Source organism: Portibacter lacus, from assembly GCF_021533215.1.
Classification (GTDB): domain Bacteria; phylum Bacteroidota; class Bacteroidia; order Chitinophagales; family Saprospiraceae; genus Portibacter; species Portibacter lacus.
Window position 1 is genome coordinate 135140 of record NZ_JAJNKA010000010.1, and the last position, 18178, is coordinate 153317.

13 protein-coding genes are annotated in these 18178 nt (G+C 37.5%); 4 read left to right on the plus strand and 9 right to left on the minus strand.

Annotation, left to right across the window (positions count from 1 at the left end; all coding sequences use genetic code 11):
• Nucleotides 1-46: 46 nt before the first annotated feature.
• Nucleotides 47-1489, plus strand: a complete 1443-nt coding sequence (locus tag L2586_RS16875) for a sulfatase family protein (protein ID WP_235294107.1) — start codon at nt 47-49, stop codon at nt 1487-1489.
• A 9-nt stretch (nt 1490-1498) separates the two neighbouring features.
• On the opposite strand, the gene L2586_RS16880 is transcribed toward L2586_RS16875, so the two are convergent.
• The 3 genes from L2586_RS16880 to L2586_RS16890 form a co-directional block, all read right to left on the minus strand.
• Complete coding sequence (locus L2586_RS16880; RefSeq protein WP_235294108.1) at nt 1499-2536, minus strand: LLM class flavin-dependent oxidoreductase; 1038 nt, start codon at nt 2534-2536, stop codon at nt 1499-1501.
• 102 nt (nt 2537-2638) lie between these two features.
• A complete protein-coding gene (locus L2586_RS16885) occupies nt 2639-3412 on the minus strand; it encodes a formylglycine-generating enzyme family protein (protein WP_235294109.1) in 774 nt (257 codons plus the stop codon).
• Between the two features lie 142 nt (nt 3413-3554).
• Entirely contained in the window at nt 3555-4535 is a 981-nt protein-coding gene (locus L2586_RS16890) for a coiled-coil domain-containing protein (protein ID WP_235294110.1), read from the minus strand.
• A gap of 227 nt (nt 4536-4762) precedes the next feature.
• Here L2586_RS16890 and rpe point away from each other — a divergent pair, with 227 nt between their 5' ends.
• Both rpe and L2586_RS16900 read left to right on the plus strand, forming a co-directional pair.
• A complete protein-coding gene (rpe, locus tag L2586_RS16895) occupies nt 4763-5434 on the plus strand; it encodes a ribulose-phosphate 3-epimerase (RefSeq protein ID WP_235294111.1) in 672 nt (223 codons plus the stop codon).
• A gap of 20 nt (nt 5435-5454) precedes the next feature.
• Complete coding sequence (locus L2586_RS16900) at nt 5455-7971, plus strand: TonB-dependent receptor (protein WP_235294112.1); 2517 nt, start codon at nt 5455-5457, stop codon at nt 7969-7971.
• Between the two features lie 656 nt (nt 7972-8627).
• Here the strand turns inward: L2586_RS16900 and L2586_RS16905 are convergent.
• Genes L2586_RS16905 through L2586_RS16920 form a run of 4 tightly spaced genes read right to left on the minus strand, consistent with a single transcriptional unit; the run spans nt 8628 to nt 14285 of the window.
• Nucleotides 8628-12884, minus strand: a complete 4257-nt coding sequence (locus L2586_RS16905; protein ID WP_235294113.1) for a choice-of-anchor L domain-containing protein — start codon at nt 12882-12884, stop codon at nt 8628-8630.
• 55 nt (nt 12885-12939) lie between these two features.
• Nucleotides 12940-13329, minus strand: a complete 390-nt coding sequence (locus tag L2586_RS16910; RefSeq protein ID WP_235294114.1) for a c-type cytochrome — start codon at nt 13327-13329, stop codon at nt 12940-12942.
• Nucleotides 13319-13942, minus strand: a complete 624-nt coding sequence (locus L2586_RS16915; protein ID WP_235294115.1) for an SCO family protein — start codon at nt 13940-13942, stop codon at nt 13319-13321. The genes L2586_RS16910 and L2586_RS16915 overlap by 11 nt, the downstream gene beginning before the upstream one ends.
• Nucleotides 13917-14285, minus strand: coding sequence for a hypothetical protein (locus L2586_RS16920; RefSeq protein ID WP_235294116.1), 369 nt, complete (start codon nt 14283-14285; stop codon nt 13917-13919). Before L2586_RS16920 ends, L2586_RS16915 begins: the two co-directional genes overlap by 26 nt.
• Before the next feature lie 72 nt (nt 14286-14357).
• Here L2586_RS16920 and L2586_RS16925 point away from each other — a divergent pair, with 72 nt between their 5' ends.
• Nucleotides 14358-15653 (plus strand): DASH family cryptochrome, encoded by a 1296-nt coding sequence (locus L2586_RS16925; protein ID WP_235294117.1) that lies wholly within the window; start codon nt 14358-14360, stop codon nt 15651-15653.
• Here L2586_RS16925 and L2586_RS16930 read toward each other — a convergent pair.
• Both L2586_RS16930 and L2586_RS16935 read right to left on the minus strand, forming a co-directional pair.
• The gene (locus tag L2586_RS16930; RefSeq protein ID WP_235294118.1) at nt 15650-16756 is read right to left on the minus strand and encodes a glycoside hydrolase family 3 protein; all 1107 of its coding nucleotides are present in this window, start codon (nt 16754-16756) and stop codon (nt 15650-15652) included. The two genes, L2586_RS16925 and L2586_RS16930, sit on opposite strands and share 4 nt — an antisense overlap.
• Nucleotides 16753-18177, minus strand: coding sequence for a TIGR00341 family protein (locus tag L2586_RS16935; protein ID WP_235294119.1), 1425 nt, complete (start codon nt 18175-18177; stop codon nt 16753-16755). Before L2586_RS16935 ends, L2586_RS16930 begins: the two co-directional genes overlap by 4 nt.
• Nucleotide 18178: the final 1 nt, after the last annotated feature.

Consider the following 18178-nt stretch of genomic DNA (forward strand, 5'->3'; position numbering starts at 1 on the left):
ATTTGCAGCTGATAAGCGTGGATGAGTTAATGTATACAAATTGATTATGAAAGATTTAAAGATAAACGCAGTTGTACTTTTTATGCTTGTAGCGATGCTAACTTCTTGCGATGCTCAAGTCAATCAGCCTAATATCATCTTAATCATGACAGATGATCAAGGTTGGTTTGATGCAGGATTTAATGGAAATGAAGAAATCTTGACGCCTTGGAGTGATTCATTGGCAAAAAGTGGAGTGATTCTGAGTCGTTTCTATTCTGCTTCGGCGGTTTGTTCTCCTACTCGAGCAAGTGTTATTACAGGTAGAAATCCATTGCGAATGCATATACCATATGCGAATGATGGTCATATGTTAAAAGATGAGGTCACGATTCCAGAAATATTAAAAGGAGTAGGTTATTCAACAGGTCATTTTGGAAAATGGCATTTAGGAACTTTAACTAAGAAGGAATTAGATGCCAATAGGGGAGGGAAGGCTAAGTTTGAACATGAGTTTAGCATACCGTCAGAACATGGATATGATACTTATTTTTGCTCAGAATCTAAGGTTCCTACTTATGATCCTATGATCTTTCCTGCTAAGTTCGGCGAAGGTGAAAGCAAACATTATGGCTGGCGTGCTGTGGAGAATGGTGATTCTACTAAAGCTTATGGAACCGCTTACTGGACTGGCGAAGATAAAAAAGTCAAGCATAATCTAGAAGGAGACGATTCAAGAATCATTATGGATCGCGTTCTGCCATTTATAGAAAAATCAAAAGAAGAGCAAAAACCATTTTTCTCCACCATCTGGTTTCATACACCACACTTACCAGTTGTCAGTAATAAGGAGCATAGAGATCTTTACAGTAAGCTAGATCTACAACGACAAATTTACTACGGAACCATAACGGCCATGGATGAACAACTAGGGAGATTATGGACTCAATTAGGGGAAATGGGCATTCAAGAAGAAACGATTATCTTCTTTTGTAGTGATAATGGTCCAGAAAGAAAGACTCCAGGAAGTGCCGGAGATTTCAGAGAACGGAAGCGAAGTTTGTATGAAGGAGGCGTTAGAGTTCCTGCATTTGCAGTGTGGAAAGGCAGTATAGAAGGTGGTAGAAAAGTTGACTTCCCGATGGTTACGAGTGATTACTTACCTACGATTCTGGATCTATTGAATATGAAACATCCAGATAATCGACCGATCGACGGCGTTAGTGTGCTTGATGCACTTCATGGAAAAACGACTGAAAGAACAAAACCGATTGGATTTATTTGTAGACCAAGTACTTCATGGGTGAATAACGAATATAAATTGATCAAAGAGAAGCAGAACAGTGAATATGAGCTTTATAATCTTCTTGATGATCCATACGAAAAGAAGAACATTATAGGAGAATTTCCAGAGGTAGCTAAGGCTTTAGAAAAAGAATTAGACGCATGGATAAAGTCAGTAGAGGATAGTAAGGAAGGTGCAGATTATGAGTCGTCTACACGTTTTTGAGCCCGAAAATTAAACTTGAGTTTCCATTTCATTAACGATAGGTTTTACCTTCTGTCCTATTAATTCTATTGAGTTTAAGAGTTGATCATGACTTAGTCCGACATCCATCTGGAAAGTAAATCGTGATATTCCACCAAGTGCATTAGAATGTCTAATAATTTTTTCAGCAACTTCTTCTGGACTACCAAGCACAATGGCTCCTAGCGTATCAATCTGAGGTATAAATCGTTCCTTGCTCATTTGTGCCCAGCCTCGTTCTTTTCCGATTTTATTCATCATTTTCTCGTAACCAGGATAGAAATCATTAATGGCACCCGCCTTTGACCCTGCCACATATCCGAAAGAATGTAAGCCAACGCTTAAGGCATCAGGAGCGAAACCTGCTTTGCGACCAGCATCTCTATACAAATCAACAAGTGGTCTGAATCGATGCGTTTCCCCACCGATTACTGCAACCATTAATGGAAGACCAAGTGATCCAGCCCTAGCAAATGATGCTGGTGTGCCACCTACTCCAAGCCAAATTGGTAATTTAGCTTGTATCGGCCGAGGATAAATGGCTTGGTCATTAAGCGGAGCTCTAAACTGACCTTTCCAGGTTATTTGTTCATGTGCTCTAATTTTTAGCAATAGATCTAGCTTTTCTGAAAACAATTCATCGTAGTCTTGTAGGTTGAATCCGAAAAGAGGAAAAGATTCTATGAATGAGCCTCTGCCCGCTACTATCTCTGCTCTACCATTAGAGATGAGGTCTAGCGTTGAAAAATTTTGGAATACTCGAACGGGATCAGAAGCAGAGAGTACAGTTACTGCACTTGCTAACCGAATGTTCTTAGTTTTTGCTGCAGCAGCAGCTAAGATCAGTGTAGGAGCGGAATCTAGAAATTCTTTTCTGTGATGTTCACCGATCCCAAATACGTCTACACCAGCTTGGTCAGCAACTACTATCCGTTCTAGTAATTCATTGATTGCAGTAACGTTTTTCGAAGCTTCATAAGATTTGTTCTCAGAAGGAACTGCTGCAAAACTATCTATTCCTAATTCCATTTGAAGTATTTATCCTAATAACAATTGAAAGGATAAACAGTTGAAATAAAAATTACTCCATTAGTCTTAGCCAGTGTTAGTGACTAGGCAATTGCATTGACATTACTTAATATGTTCTGCAAAGAATGCTTCTATTTCATCTTTAGTCATAGGAGCCCTAGGATGAATGACTCGGAACCCTACAAACGAACCGTCCGTAAGCCACCAGATACTTTTGGGGATTTGCGGATCTCTTTGTTGCCAAGCTCGATCATATTTAATCACCGTATTAGCATCGATATCTTCCCTAGAATCTATAAATGAACCACCTTTTAAAATTTTTCGATCTAAAGTCCACTCGGTAACATTACCAAACATATCATAGAAGCCATTTCCATTGCTAATCAGTCCAGTTTTATGGAATTTGTCTTCGCTATTTTCTGCGAACCATCCATCTTTATTCGGCAACTGCGCAGCGACATAAGTCCATTCTTCAGGAGTAGGTAATCTGAAAAATTGTCCTGTTTTGAGATAAAGCCATTGGCAGAATCTTAACGCACCTTGTTGAGTCATACTTACCATCGGGAAGCCACCTTCTTCACCCATTCCCCAAGTCATATCTTCATACGGAGGTGATGGTCTCGTAACAGCATCTGGGCTATAGTCATCGAGTAAGTCACTTTCTGCATTATCAAATTCCTTTCTTTTAAACAAAACATACAAGTCATGCGGAATTTCATGCGTTCCCATGTAGAAATCTGGAATAGAATCATTCCCAGTTACCAGTTCCAAGTTGAATGAAACCTCCGTTCCAGGAATGGTTTGAGTCATTAGCTCTTGGCCATGAATGGAAGAAATCGTCAATAAGAAAAGGAATATTAAGTTTCTGAATATCATAGTTGCGTATTAACTCGAAATATAGGAAAATATATTTTTTTATCGCACTTTCGAAATTCTTATCAATGCTGCATAATAACATTTTTAAACAAAAAAAGCCGATAGATTGCTCTACCGGCTTCATAACTTCTATAAGATTGATTTATTTTAACTGTACGGAACCTTTCCCTGAAAGGTATCCTTTGTTGTATACTTCTACTTCGTAGTTTCCTTTTGGAAACGCTGTTCCAGGCATCCAATCTACGCATGCAGTAACCTGCTTGTTTTCATAGTTAAGTACACCTTTTTTAGAGAATCGGATTGACGCTCCGTCAGCATCATTCGTAAGAACTCCAGATCCAGCAGATTCGATAGCCATTGTTTCTCCTTGAGGATCTATGATTCTTACATAGAATATTTCTTGTCCTCCTTCAGCAACTAGGTTTTCTTCAGTATCGAAACATACTCTCATTTTCTCAACTTGTCTTGCTGATTTTCTAACAATCTCCTTACCATTGTCTTTCACTTTAAGACCTTGAGCAACAACATTGTCAACACTGATCACAGAAGCAACGTTAACTTTTGCTTCTAATTCAGATTTTACTTCTTCTAACTCTTCTTTCTCGCTCATCAATTTCGCTTGAGCAGTTTGTAACTGCGTATTGCTTTCTTTCTGAACATTTAGATTGTCAATCAACATCGTTTTATCCTTTTCAAGACTTACGTTTTTCGCATTCAGCGTTACGTTTTCATCTTTGAGATTTTGGATCTCTGCAATGTATTGATTAGAAAGTGTAGTTAAATTGGCAATTTCTTCTTTAGCTTCTTTCAGTTTTTTCTGAGTCCACAATAAATTTCCAATTTTCTTTTTCTGAACACCTAATTCAGTTTTCTGCTCATCGATAAGTGCATTTAATTGAATATTGTCTGTTTTCATTTCGTCAAGACTGGTCATCGCTTCTTCATATTGAATTTCTAACTCAGCTTGAATTTTTTCAACTTCTTGTATTTCAGCTTGCTGCTGTACATTAGCTTCTGCTAATTGAGATCTGTCGAACCATAAGTAACCAGCCAAAGCTGCAAATAATACCATTCCGGTAATTAACCATGCGATTGTGGTCTGTTTTGATTTCGTCGTAGTCATATTAATTGTATTTTTTAATGAATACCGCTTAAACGGCTTATTAGTTCAAGGATATTATAATTCCTCCAAAAATAGTTTGCAAAAGAATGAAGAATAATCGAATACGACATTTCAGAAGCGAATTAAGTGTGGAGAATGACAAATAGCAAGCAAATGTGATTTCCAGGATACATTTTATGAATTACAAATTTAAGGCTTAGCTTTGTGCTACACTAAAGCGTTTAAATATGCCTGTTATAGCACCTTCTATTTTAGCAGCTGATTTCGGAAAGCTGAAGGAAGAAATAGAAATGATTAATGAAAGTGAAGCTGATTGGTTACATGTGGATGTAATGGACGGTGTATTTGTGCCTAACATAAGTTTTGGTCAGCCTGTTGTCAGTAGAATTGCAGAACTCTCAAAGAAATTTGTAGACGTTCATTTAATGATTACGGATCCAGATCGCTACATTAAAGATTTTGCGAAAGCTGGAGCGAATAATATATCCGTTCACATAGAGGCGTGCGACCATCTTCACAGAACGATTCAGCTGATTAAAGAAAATGGGGCAGAAGCAGGGGTTGCACTTAATCCTCATACGAATGTGGATTTATTGCACGATGTATTAGCTGATATTGATTTGGTCCTAATCATGAGTGTGAATCCTGGATTCGGTGGGCAGAAGTTTATAGACAACACATTAAATAAGATCCGTAAGATCAAGCAAGAAATCACAGCGCGCAATCTCAATACCAAAATAGAAATCGACGGTGGAGTAGGATTGTTAAACGCGGAAAAGATTTTACAAGCGGGTGCTGATGTGTTAGTGGCTGGCTCTAGTGTTTTCAAATCCGAGAATCCAACGGAAACTATTAAAAAATTAAAGTCTTTAACTGGTCAGAACACTTTCAAGGCTTAAATTTCGTTCGGTTCTTAATTATGGGGAAATCAACATTATATCTTCTACTTATTTTATGCGCATTCCAACTATCAGGACAGGAAATAGAAGTCTTCGGTAAAGTTACGGATCTTGAGGCTGGAACGCCGATTGATTTTGTGACGGTCTACCTAGAAGGAGGGAGTTACGCTACGGAAACAGACAGCGAAGGTCTGTATAGACTTAAAGCACCAGCCAATACAGATATCTATATAATTTTTACCAGAATTGGTTATTCGGAAGCTAAAGTATTTGTAGAGAAAACAAAAGAAGGAATTACCCGAAATATTAATGCACAGATGGCACCTAAAACTTCAGAATTAGGTGTAACCATTACGGAGTCCAGAATCGAGGATCTAGGGATTATAAGGGAAGAAGTAGAAGACTTGGTTTACTTGCCTACTGCTTCAGGAAATTTTGAGAGTGTGCTCCCTAGCATTGCGTTAGGTGTTTCAAGTGGAACTGGAGGTGAGTTAAGTTCACAATATAATGTGAGAGGTGGAAATTATGATGAGAATTTGGTTTATGTCAATGATTTTGAAATTTATCGTCCACAGTTGATTCGAAGTAGCCAGCAAGAAGGCTTGTCGTTTCCTAACATTGACCTCATAAGAGATCTACAATTTTCGAGTGGTGGATTTCAAGCTAAATATGGAGATAAGCTCTCTTCAGTTTTAGACATTAGTTATAAAAGACCGGAAGAATTTAAAGCAACGGCAAGTGGATCATTACTTGGCGCATCAGCGCATATAGAAGGTTCTAAGCAGATCGGGAAAAATAAGTATAACAAATTCAGATATCTAGTAGGCGCAAGGTATAAGACGACGAAATACCTTCTAGGTTCGCTTGACATAGAAGGAGAATATTTGCCCAATTTCACAGACTTTCAGACCTACTTAAGTTATGATATTAATAAGTCATGGCAAGTAGGCGTGCTTGCAAATTATAATAAATCAGTATATAATTTCACTCCGGAGTCAGGACAGCAAGGTGCTGGATTTGTGGATTTTGCATTGCAATTATTGACATTTTATGAAGGTCAGGAGAAAGATGGTTTTACTAATGGGATGACAGGGGTTTCATTGACTTACTTACCAGAGCGTGAAAGAAACCCAGTCTATATGAAGTTCTTAGCTTCATCATATACGAGCCAAGAATCGGAAACATTTGACATTATAGGCGAGTACTTTTTACAACAAATAGAAACTAATTTTGGGAAAGATAATGCAGGTGAACCGATCGCATTACTAGGAACTGGTGCTCAGCATGAGTTTACAAGAAATTTATTATTTGCCAATGTTAATAACTTCCAATATAAAGGAGGAATAGAATTACAATCAGATAATGGTTCGGGATCTAACCATTTTTTAGAATGGAGTGCTAAGTACCAATCAGAATACATTTTTGATAAGATCAATGAGTGGGAACGCTTAGACTCAGCTGGATATTCGATTCCATATAATGGAGAAACGATACCTTTGAACTTTTCATACCAGACCAACAATACCTTATTGTCTAATCGATTTACTGCTTACTTTCAAGATGCCTATTCACTTTATACTGGTAGTGCAGAATGGAGATTTGTAGCAGGAGCAAGGTTTTCTTACTGGGATTTAAATAAGGAATCATTTATAAGTCCTAGATTTCAAGTTTTGTATAAGCCGATAAATAACAGGAATGACTTGACCTTTAAGTTGTCAGGAGGGGTTTATAATCAATCACCATTTTATAGAGAGATGAGACTAGAAGATGGTTCTTTGAATACGGACTTGCAATCTCAGAAGTCTCTTCATCTTGTAGGAGGACTAGGGTATGACTTTTATTGGAGATCGGTAAGTTCGAAGAAATTTCGGTTGATATCAGAGATTTATTATAAGAAGATGACGGATATTGTTTCTTATGAAATAGACAATGTGCGGATCAGGTATTCTGGTGAGAATGATGCGAATGCTTATGCTGCAGGAATCGATGTTCGGGTCAATGGAGAATTTGTTCCTGGAGCTGAATCTTGGGTGAATTTGTCATTTTTGAAAACGAATGAGCAGTTAATAGGGGTCGAACATTTACAACGATCAATCGGTGATTCGATTGCAACTCCAGTTGATTGGGTTCCAAGACCTACGGATCAATTCATGAGTCTTAATATGTTTTTCCAAGATTATCTACCGATGAACAAGAACTTTAAGATGAACTTGAATTTGGGGATCAGTACTGGTTTACCATTTGGATTAAAAGGAAATAATAAAGTCTATCGAAATACATACAGGTATCCACTTTACCAGCGAGTCGATATTGGTTTCGCTTACATGCTTTGGGACCGTGCGAACAAAGAAAAGCGACCGAATCATCCATTGCGTGTCTTCAGGAAGTCCTGGTTGAGTTTGGATGTTTTGAATATGCTTCAGATTCGAAATATAGCCTCATACACATGGGTGAAAGCAATTAATAATCGTCAGTTTGCCATTCCTAATGCCCTTACCTCAAGGAGGGTTAATTTACGTTTCAAAGTAGAATTTTAGATTGATATTTCTAAAACAGCAAGTTGTCGTTCTTCTGGGACTAATTAGATCGGTACGCCGAGCAGCGCCATGAGTGCAAGCAAGGATTGCCGAGCTATTATCAGTGCAGTCATTTGTTTTTTGTTTTTAGTTTTCAGGCAAGACTGGTGAAATTAATATTTATAAAATAGCAAGTTGTCGTCCCTCTGTGACTAATTAGATCGGTACGCCGAATAGAGCCATGAGTGCAAGCAAGGATTGCCGAGCTATATTGAATGTAGTTATTAGTTTTTTGTTTTTAGTTTTTAGACAAGACTAATGAGATTGATACTTTTAAAACAGCAAGGTGTCGTGCTTCTGGGACTGATTAGATCGGTACGCCGAGAAGCGCCATGAGTGCAAGCAAGGATTGCCGAGCTATACTGAGTGCAGTTATTAGTTTTTTGTTTTTAGTTTTTAGTCAAGACTAATGAGATTGATATTTCTAAAACAGCAAGGTGTCGTCCCGCTGGGACTGATTAGATCTGCACGCCGGGCAGCGCCATGAGTGCAAGCAAGTATTGCCGAGCTATTTTGAGTGTGGTTTTTAGTTTTCAGCATAAGGACTAGAGAGGTTGAGATCAACCAAACCAACTTTTTAAATTCATCAAACCTGATCCACTCCAATTAACCCTAACCTACTGATTCCTCAACAAAGTCACATCACCTCTATAATCTATCGTATCACCATTATCAATTTCAATCTGAATCGTATAAATATACACATCAGAAGGAGCCAATTTATCATTTGGTAATCGACCATTCCAACCAGTCTCTAAAGCACACTCGATATCTTCACATTCGAAAACCTTTTCTCCCCATCTATTGTAAATCGCAAATTTCTTAACATCCCAGTTATCTAATTCTGCTCGCGATCTTTGGACAAGTCTGAAAACATCATTTGCTTCATCATTATCAGGAGTAAATGCGTTCGGTAGATCGAATTCAGGAAATGCACCTACTGCAAAAGTGTTGCCTTCCCATGTACATCCGTTTTCATCGATTATTCGAACTGAATAACTAGTTCTACCTGTATCTTGTGTAGTAGTAAATGGATTACTTGAAACACCTAAAGAGCTTCCCTCTTCGAACCATTCAAAGGTTGTATTCGGGCCGAAAGATGTTTGTTCATCTGCCATCAAAGTAATTTCTCCCCCAGCTGGTACGGTATCATTAGGCGATACAGTAACCTGAATCGGTCGAATCGAGGCATCAATTTGCAATGTATTCTGCGCTGAATATTCACAACCATCTACATCCACTGTTACCGTAAAAGTGGTACTTTCATCCACAGTAGCTATTGGATTAGGACAATCACTACAAGATAAAACACTTGCAGGACTCCATTTTATATTAGAAATTTCTCCATTGGCCTGTATGGATAGTTGTACGGGCGAGCCCGGGCAGACATTATTATCACTGAAATTGATCGCTAAGAAAGCATCTAATATTTTCACAGTCCCCATTGCTGTCGTCGGACAACCATCCGCTTTCATACTGACCGTAAAGGTCGTTGTACTGCCTACAGAAGCTATCGGATCTATACAGTCATCACAAGTTAAGTCTGGCATACCTGGATCCCACATGATCTCTTCTAATTCATGCTCTGTCTCTATCATCAACTGAACAGGATCAAATGGACATAATGCAGAAGTATCAGAAACCAGTACTTCAACTGCTGGATCTAAAACAAATATTTCTTTTTCTATGGTGTCCATACAGGCACCATTCGTAGCTATTCTTCTAAACGTTGCTGTATCTGCAGCAACTATCGCTAAGTTTCGATCATCAAGATCACTAACGATGCCCGGTGCAGATTCCCACATAAATGATATATTAGGGAAATGAGTTTGATTATATCCTGAGGAAACTATTGTTATTACTTCACCGATACAATACATATCCTTTTCTTGGATGATTTCAAATTCCATTGCAGGAAGTGAATCAACTTGAATCCATGTTGAATCAGTTGCAATACAGCCATCGAAATCCATTGTCGCTATCGCATATCCAGATACAGTTGGCTTTGCAAGTACTTCCGGACCTTCCATAGATGAAATGTTTTCTATATCACTATTTGCCCATGAAATATTAAGACCATTAGAAGTGCCTTGGGTGGATAACATGATAGAATCTGGAAAACATAAAAATACGGTATCTGGCGGCGTAATGGTTAATTCATTAGGCTGAACGGTAACATTGATCTCAGTTGAATCTGCACACGCCCCTGAATAACTAGTTGCAACAAGTTTATATGTTTGATCTTCCTTAGGTGTCAATATTGGATTAGGGATTGTATCATTACTTAGATTATCAGATGGCGTCCATTGATATTTAGTACCTACGCTTAATGGATCTTCAGCTAATAAAAGCGGATACCCCTCACATATCATGGTATCTGTTACGAGAACTTCAGGAAAAATAAACTCATCCACTTGTAGGTAAAGCGTATCACTCGCTACACATCCATTTAATTCTACAAAAACAATATAAGGTATAGGTTCGATTGATGTCGTTGTTGGTTTTATTACAGTTGTCTGAGAACCAGGTGAAAGAACACCTAGATCTGCGTTGTCCCACGTAATCCCCATCCCATTGGTGTTGGTTTCTATACTAACAGTGATACTATCACCTAGACACATTCTTAGATCATCATCGGTTACAATACTTACCTCTGGTTCTATAGGAACAATGGTAACAGTTGCTGTACCTGCACATGCAGGATCCGTGAATGGATCGATACTTCCCATTACGGTGAATGTTGTCGTCTCTTGTGGATTTTCGAAAACTGGATTCTGAATATTAGGATCACTAAGATTATCCGCTGGTGACCAAACGTAATTCGTTGCACCACTTGCAGATAAAGTATAGTCTATTCCTGAACAAACGAAAACTGTATCTTGCCCATTCTCTAACTCTATTTCTATCGATTCTCTTATTTCTATCGTTAGTGTGACTATTTCTATTTCACCACATCCGAAATCATTGTTGAAAGTTATTTCTATGGTTTCTGTTCCTTCATTAAGGTCATCTGCAAAAACTGTTACTGGAAAAGTAACTAATGTTTGTCCTGCTTCGATGACAATAGTATCTGGTAGGTCAATTTCGTAATCTACTCCCAAAGTAGCAGTACCACCTAATTCAGGTACAAATTTTAAGTCATTTTCCTGTGCTGTATTTAATTGGATTACTAACTGATCTTGACCATCTGAACATTTTTCTAACAGGTAATCAAAACCATAAGAAGTAATTAGCGATAAGTCTGGAACCGTATTCGTTAGTTCTGAAATAAATACGCCAGAATCCCAACCAAAATCTACTCGATCAGCAATGGCAAATTTTAGATTATAAGTATTACAAGGAATCACTTGAGCTGAAGCCGTTAAACTTTTAGTATTGCCATTTCTTCCTACGATTAATCCATCATATTCTGTACTCTTACCACCTTCATTATTTCTGAAATATTCCCAATTGGATTCACTATTTACGCTGTTAATCTCTATCGCAGTATTTGTTCCAGGGATAAGCGCTAAATTTTTCTTACCACCTAATTCAGGCAGTCCTTCTATTCCAGGGCCTTCTATAAATAATGCAAAAATATCGTTGAACTCTGAAGTTTCAAATTCTGGATACTCTTCAGAACCAAATAAGAATTCGAAATTTAATTCATTTGAATTTACAGTAGCTTCCACCTCTATGATACAAGCATCTGTAGAAGCAAGGTTAGTTCCTAGTAATTTAGATAATGCATCTAAGTCCTCATCACCTTCTGTAATTAATTCCGCACCAGTTTCTGAACTGCTGTTAGGGCCAACTGCTAAAGCTGCCGATCCCGATGTAAGCAATATCCCTTTTTCAAGACCAAGGTCTGAATTGTCTCCAGCCTGAAAGGTCCCGAATGCACCATCAGCGCAGTCTATATTGGTAACGACAATATCTACTAAAGAAGAAGATAAACTCTCTATTAGCGCTTCTGCCGTTGCCCCTGTGTTTACATTTATTGATCTCGGAGTTTCACACTTTCTATCACTACATTGCCAGCTAGCTTTAAAGCCTTCCATCTCTATACTGCCATCCGTTATCATTCTGACCGTTAAGCAATTACTACCATAAATGGTTTTGCATACACCTCCATTTCCATTGACATCATCAAAGTCAAATCCTGAAAAAGAGGTAATAATTTCTGAATCAGTGTCTGGTCCATCATAAAAGATAAATTGATCACTTCCATTTTCAATATTATAGTACTCAAGATTGAAAGCTATACATTGATTAACCACACTTGGACAAATCGTGAAAACATTATCTTCATTTGAGCTATAATTTCCGTTCGCGCCTCCAGTATCATAAAGTATTCCTTCACAGTCCGTAGTACTATCATCTAACATCGTATACTCAGCACTTTTGGTAACTACACAAATCGTGAAATCACCTGCTGCTTCATCTCCAGTAAAATTATCAACTCTGATATAATACAAATCATTAGGCGTCAGGTTAGTTACTTCAAAGTTTAAAGTGGATTCTCCTGCTTCTGATGTCGCACAAGTATTTAAAGCAAAGATGTTATCCGGACAAAATCCACGGTATAATCCAGCTTGAATATTAGTTAGAGGACTACCATTTTCATCGGATCCATTGATCTGAATAACGTAATCAGTTAACTCTGAATCGGCCACAAAACTAAACCAAACATCTCTGGATGGATCGTTAATGAAGCAGTCCGGAACGTTATTACTTCCTATGTCAGAAGCAGTTGCGCCAGTGTTAGAATATATGATATCCTGGCATACAGGAGCTGTACCTAAGTTAATTGTTCCTGCACAGTCATCATTTACGGGTTGACCATAAAGGGTTGCTGTTAGGAATAAAGCAATAATTGTAATAAGGTTCTTCATAGATCTTGAAGCGATGGATTTAATTATAATTAGTTGACAAAATACAGAAATAATTTTAATTGCAACTTTCCAGATTTTTCTTTACTTCTTGGATACTAGTTTCCGGAAGTTTGTTGTCCCAAGCTGAATTAACATAATTTATAATATTTGTAATATCTACATCAGTTAAATTTTTAAAACCTTCCATAGGCATCATGTATTTTTTTCCATTAACCACGATCTCTTCTTCGAGTCCATTTAATATAATGCAGGCAAATTTTTCATTGTTTTCCTTTAGATAATCACTGTTGTTCAAAGGAGGGTAGAGGTTTTTCAAGCCATTCCCATCTAAGCCATGACAGTTAGAGCAATACGTCTGATAAAGTCTTTCTCCCTGAGCATAGATATTGTTCTGGCAATAAATAAAAGTAATACTGACTAAAATTAATAAGATGCTATTCCTCATTTTCTGCTAGTAATTTTTTGATGTCAAGTATAAAGTCATCCACGTCTTCTGAATCTGTTCCTTCACAAAACGCACGAATGTGTCTATTTTTATCAATGAGTAGCAATTTTCCTGTGTGATTAAATCCTCCAGGTGCATCTCCATCTTCTATCACTACACTAAAATAATCAGTAGCAATGTCATGTAATTTATCCTTATCACCTGTTAAAAAGTGCCATTTAGGTGCCTCGACTTCTAATTTAGAAGAATAATTCTTCAGCTGGGCAGGTGTATCTCTTTTCGGATCCATGGTAAATGAAACCAGTTTTACATTTTCATTTTTGAATTCATCATGAATTCTGAGCATTTCCTTCGTCACTAGCGGACAAATAGAAGGGCAGTGGGTGAAAAAGAAATCTGCAACATAAATCCCGGAATTTAAATCTTCATTGGTAACTACGATGCTATCTTGATTCAGAAAAGAGAAGTCAGGAATGCTGTGCGCAACTTCCACGCCATCGATAACCTCTTTTTCCCCGAGAATAGGCAGTGGCTGATCATTCTCGCAGGAAGCAAATAGAAATATTAGAAGAATACCAAGTAATCCTTTAATTGTCAATGTGTTTTTGTGCATTTTCGATGCTTTTATATATAGCGTCTGCTACTTTTTGAATTTTAATTTTTTCTGAGGTATAAAAACTTTCCAGTTTGTCCTCTGCTGGTTCTTTATAATCCTGCATCCAGAGCATCATGCCTTCTTCTGCTGATTCTAGTTCGCTGATGATATTTAAGATTTCCGTTGAATCTGAACTGGATTTTGCCTTTTCTTCTAATTTCTTAACATAAGATCTAATTTTTCCCATCTCTGCCATGGAATCATCGTGTACTTTCATCACTTGTGCTCTTTGAGCTTCTAGGGAAGGTGATTTAGGTGCACAAGCGTAGACTAAAACTAGGAGTGCAATAAAGTATTTCATTTCTTATGATTTATGCCGCTAAAGTATAAACAATAATTCGTTTAACCTTGTTGTAACACAAATAATAAATGTATGAGGAAAAGAGGAATTGTCTGGTTTCGTTCTGACCTAAGATTACATGATAATGAAGCTATTTTCGAAGCTATTAATCATGTTAAGGAATTATTATACGTTTATGTATTTGATGAACGAGTTTTTTTAGGCAAAACGAAGTACGGATTTAGGAAAACAGAGAAGTACAGATCTAAGTTTATTATTCAAAGTATTCACAACTTAAGACAGAATTTAAAAGAAAGAGGCTGTCGATTAATAGTTAGGGTAGGGAAGCCTGAGCTTATTCTACCTGAGATATGCAAAGAAAGTGATTCAAGTTGGATCTTCTGTAATAGGGAACGAACCAGTGAAGAAAAGTATGTGCAGGATGAATTAGAAAAGAATCTATGGAGTATCGGAAGAGAAGTTAGATTTTGTAGAGGGAAGATGCTTTATTACACCAGTGACTTACCATTTCCGATAACCCATACACCTGATACTTTTTCGGCATTTAGAAAAGAAGTAGAAAAATTCGTTCCAGTCCGAAAGCCATTACCTACAGCGGATATAGAAATTCCTGATTCTAGGTTTAAAATAGAAGACGGAGAAATTCCAGACTTAAGTGATTTTGGATTTACAGATGAAGAGCAAAAATTTGATCCACTATTACTTGGTGGTGAATCTGCAGGCTTGCATGAAATGAACTACTATTTGTGGGACTCTAATTTGGTAAGTACTTATAAAGAAACTAGAAATGGACTTCTAGGGCGGGATTATTCTTCCAAGTTTTCAGCATACCTTTCGGCGGGTTGTCTCTCGCCTAAACTAGTTGCACACCAAGTATTTTCGTATGAAAAAGAACGTAATAAGAATGAATCAACCTATTGGTTAGTCTACGAACTAATGTGGAGGGATTTCTTTCGACTGATGGGGAAGAAGTATGAAAATTCAATATTCCAACTAGGAGGCATTCAACAAAGATCTGATGTGAACAGCGAAGAAGACATGGAGGCTTTTGAGAAATGGTCAAGTGGAAATACTGGTGTTCCGTTTGTCGATGCGAACATGACTGAATTGAACGAGACTGGATTTATGTCTAACAGAGGTCGCCAAAATGTGGCAAGCTACCTAGTTAATGATATGAAATTGAGCTGGTTACTAGGCGCTTCATACTTCGAGTCTTTACTGATAGACTATGATCCATGTAGCAATTATGGAAACTGGAATTATATTGCAGGAGTAGGAAACGATCCTAGAACTGATCGGTACTTTAATATCGAAACTCAAGCAAAGAAATATGACCCAGAAGGTATGTATATTAAGAAGTGGTCTTAATTTAGAAACGCTTTCTCTCTCATGATTCGGTCGTAAGATGCCTTGATTCTAGATTCTTCTATAGCACCAGATTTAACCATTTTCGAAACACTTTCGATGACCTTGTTCGGGATATCTTCATCATACTTTAGATTGTTTCCGAAAACAAATACATCTACACCAGCATTAAGAGACATTTCAATGATGTTATCGAAGTCGTACATTGCGTTGACCGCTGCCATATGAAGATCATCAGAAAAAAGAAGTCCATCGAACTCCCAATCCTCCCTAAGTATTTTCTTGATTATTTTCTCAGACAAGGTAGCAGGGACAGAGTCTAAGTTAGTGTTTAATACATGTGCCGTCATAATAGCCACCCTTTTTTTCGGTGCCAATGCCTTAAAAGGTTCTAATTCAATTTCTGACCAATACTTCGTGATGTCTGTTACTCCTAAATGAGAATCTGCATCTGAACTGCCATGTCCAGGGAAATGCTTTAAGACAGAAATGATGCTTTTTTTGTTGTGTTCGTCTATCCATATTCCAGCATGCTTGGTTACAGTTTCTACATCTGGACCATAACTTCGTTCTATTTTGCCAATAACTGGATTAGTCGGATTTATTTCAAGGTCTACATCTGGTGCAAAATTGACATTGAAGCCCATACGAGACAGTAAGTCTGCGTTTTGATGAGCATAAAATTTTGTAGAATCTACATCATCTAATGTGCCTAGATATTTATTGGACACACTTTTAGGGAATCCATATTTAGTCTTTAATCGATTAACTCGTCCTCCTTCTTGATCCACAGCCATAAAAAGTGGTGTGTCACTTAGATTCTGAATATCTGCAATTAATGTTTTTAATTGTCCAGGAGATGATATATTTCTCTTCGCTTCTTTCTTGACGACGTCATAATCGAATAAGATAATGCCACCTACTTTTTCATCTTTAATACTAGTCTTAACAGACTCGCTTACTTCATCGATATTCATACCTCGAAATCCAATCATGATCATCTGACCAATCATTTGTTCCAATGTAGGAGTAAGCTGGGACGATGATGGAGAAGTCGGGCTACAACTAAGACTGATCATCACAAATAGTAAACATATTTTTTTCATTCTGAGACTATTGAAATTGACGAAGTCCGAAAAAATCCTTCTAGATAGGCTTTGATCTGATTTTCTTTTTCATAAATTATAGGTTCTGGAATATCAGATTTCCACTTTAGAATTGCTACCGGCTTAAAGGCGCTTTCTTTATCCGTCTCAGATTTCATGATATTTCCTAGAGAAACATCTTCGAGCTCCTCGTAACTTTTTAAAATACTGTTCTTGGCGGACAGTAAATCAGCGTCTGAAGCTTTATTCTTATTGATTTGCTTATTCAGTTCATTTCTAGCAGCTGCATTTAATTTCTGCAAATTATTAATGGAATCAATGTAGATTTCGTCCAGGCTATTCACTTGATCTTGTAGGATATTAAAGTGATTCAGATCAACTTCCGAAGTATATAAAACTTTGACATTTAGATTAGATAATCCTAATTCGTTCAGTTTTTGTTGACAATTGACCTGAAGCATAGAATCATTAGCATAGCCATAGACTTTAAGAATCAATAAGCTATCTTTTGTTATTAATTTGTAGTCATCCAGGTATTCCTTGTCTTTGCCGAAGTTAGCGACCAGCATTTTCTCAATATTATTTTCTCTGTCAATGTTTTGGATGACTTTATTAAGGATGAACAAACTCGGAATAATGGTGATCAAAGAAAAAAGAGTTACATAAATCATGTTTCGCTTCTTCTCTCGCTTATTAGGATACTTTCGAAATGGAAACTTCAGAAGTCTGACGATCACATAGGTAGATAAGCAGATAAAGAAGGTATTCGAAAAGAAAAGATAGAAGGAGGAAAGGATAATTTCTGTTTCCCAGTTAGCTATACCATATCCTGTTACACAGAGCGGAGGCATTAAGGCTGTGGCAATGGCAACACCTGGTATGGTTGTGCTAATATCTTTTCGTGCGACAGAGATTATACCGGCAACACCTCCGAAGAATGCAATAAGCACATCTAGTATAGTAGGTTCCGTTCTGGCTTTTATTTCAGACCCAAACGTTCCGATAGGCGTAATGGTGAAATAGATGGTACTTACGAGAATGGCAATAAAGATGGCAACAGAAAAATGTTGTAGCGAAGTTTTAATAACTCGACGATCATTAATTCCTACTCCTAGTCCAATTCCTAAGATGGGAGCCATTAACGGAGAAATTAACATCGCGCCGATGATGACTGCAGGTGAATTTCTATCCAGGCCTATAGAAGCGATCATGATGGAACATATAAGCATCCACGCATTTGCCCCAGAAAGACTTTTTCGACTATTAATTTCTTCGATGGTTGCGGCTTTATCTACACCGTGCTTGAGATCCCAAATTTCATTTAGAATGTTTAGAAAGAAATTTTTAACATGCGAAAACTCAATCTGAGGTTCATCGTTTATCGGTGAATTGCCGTTAGCGTCATTATCCTGAAGTGCCATA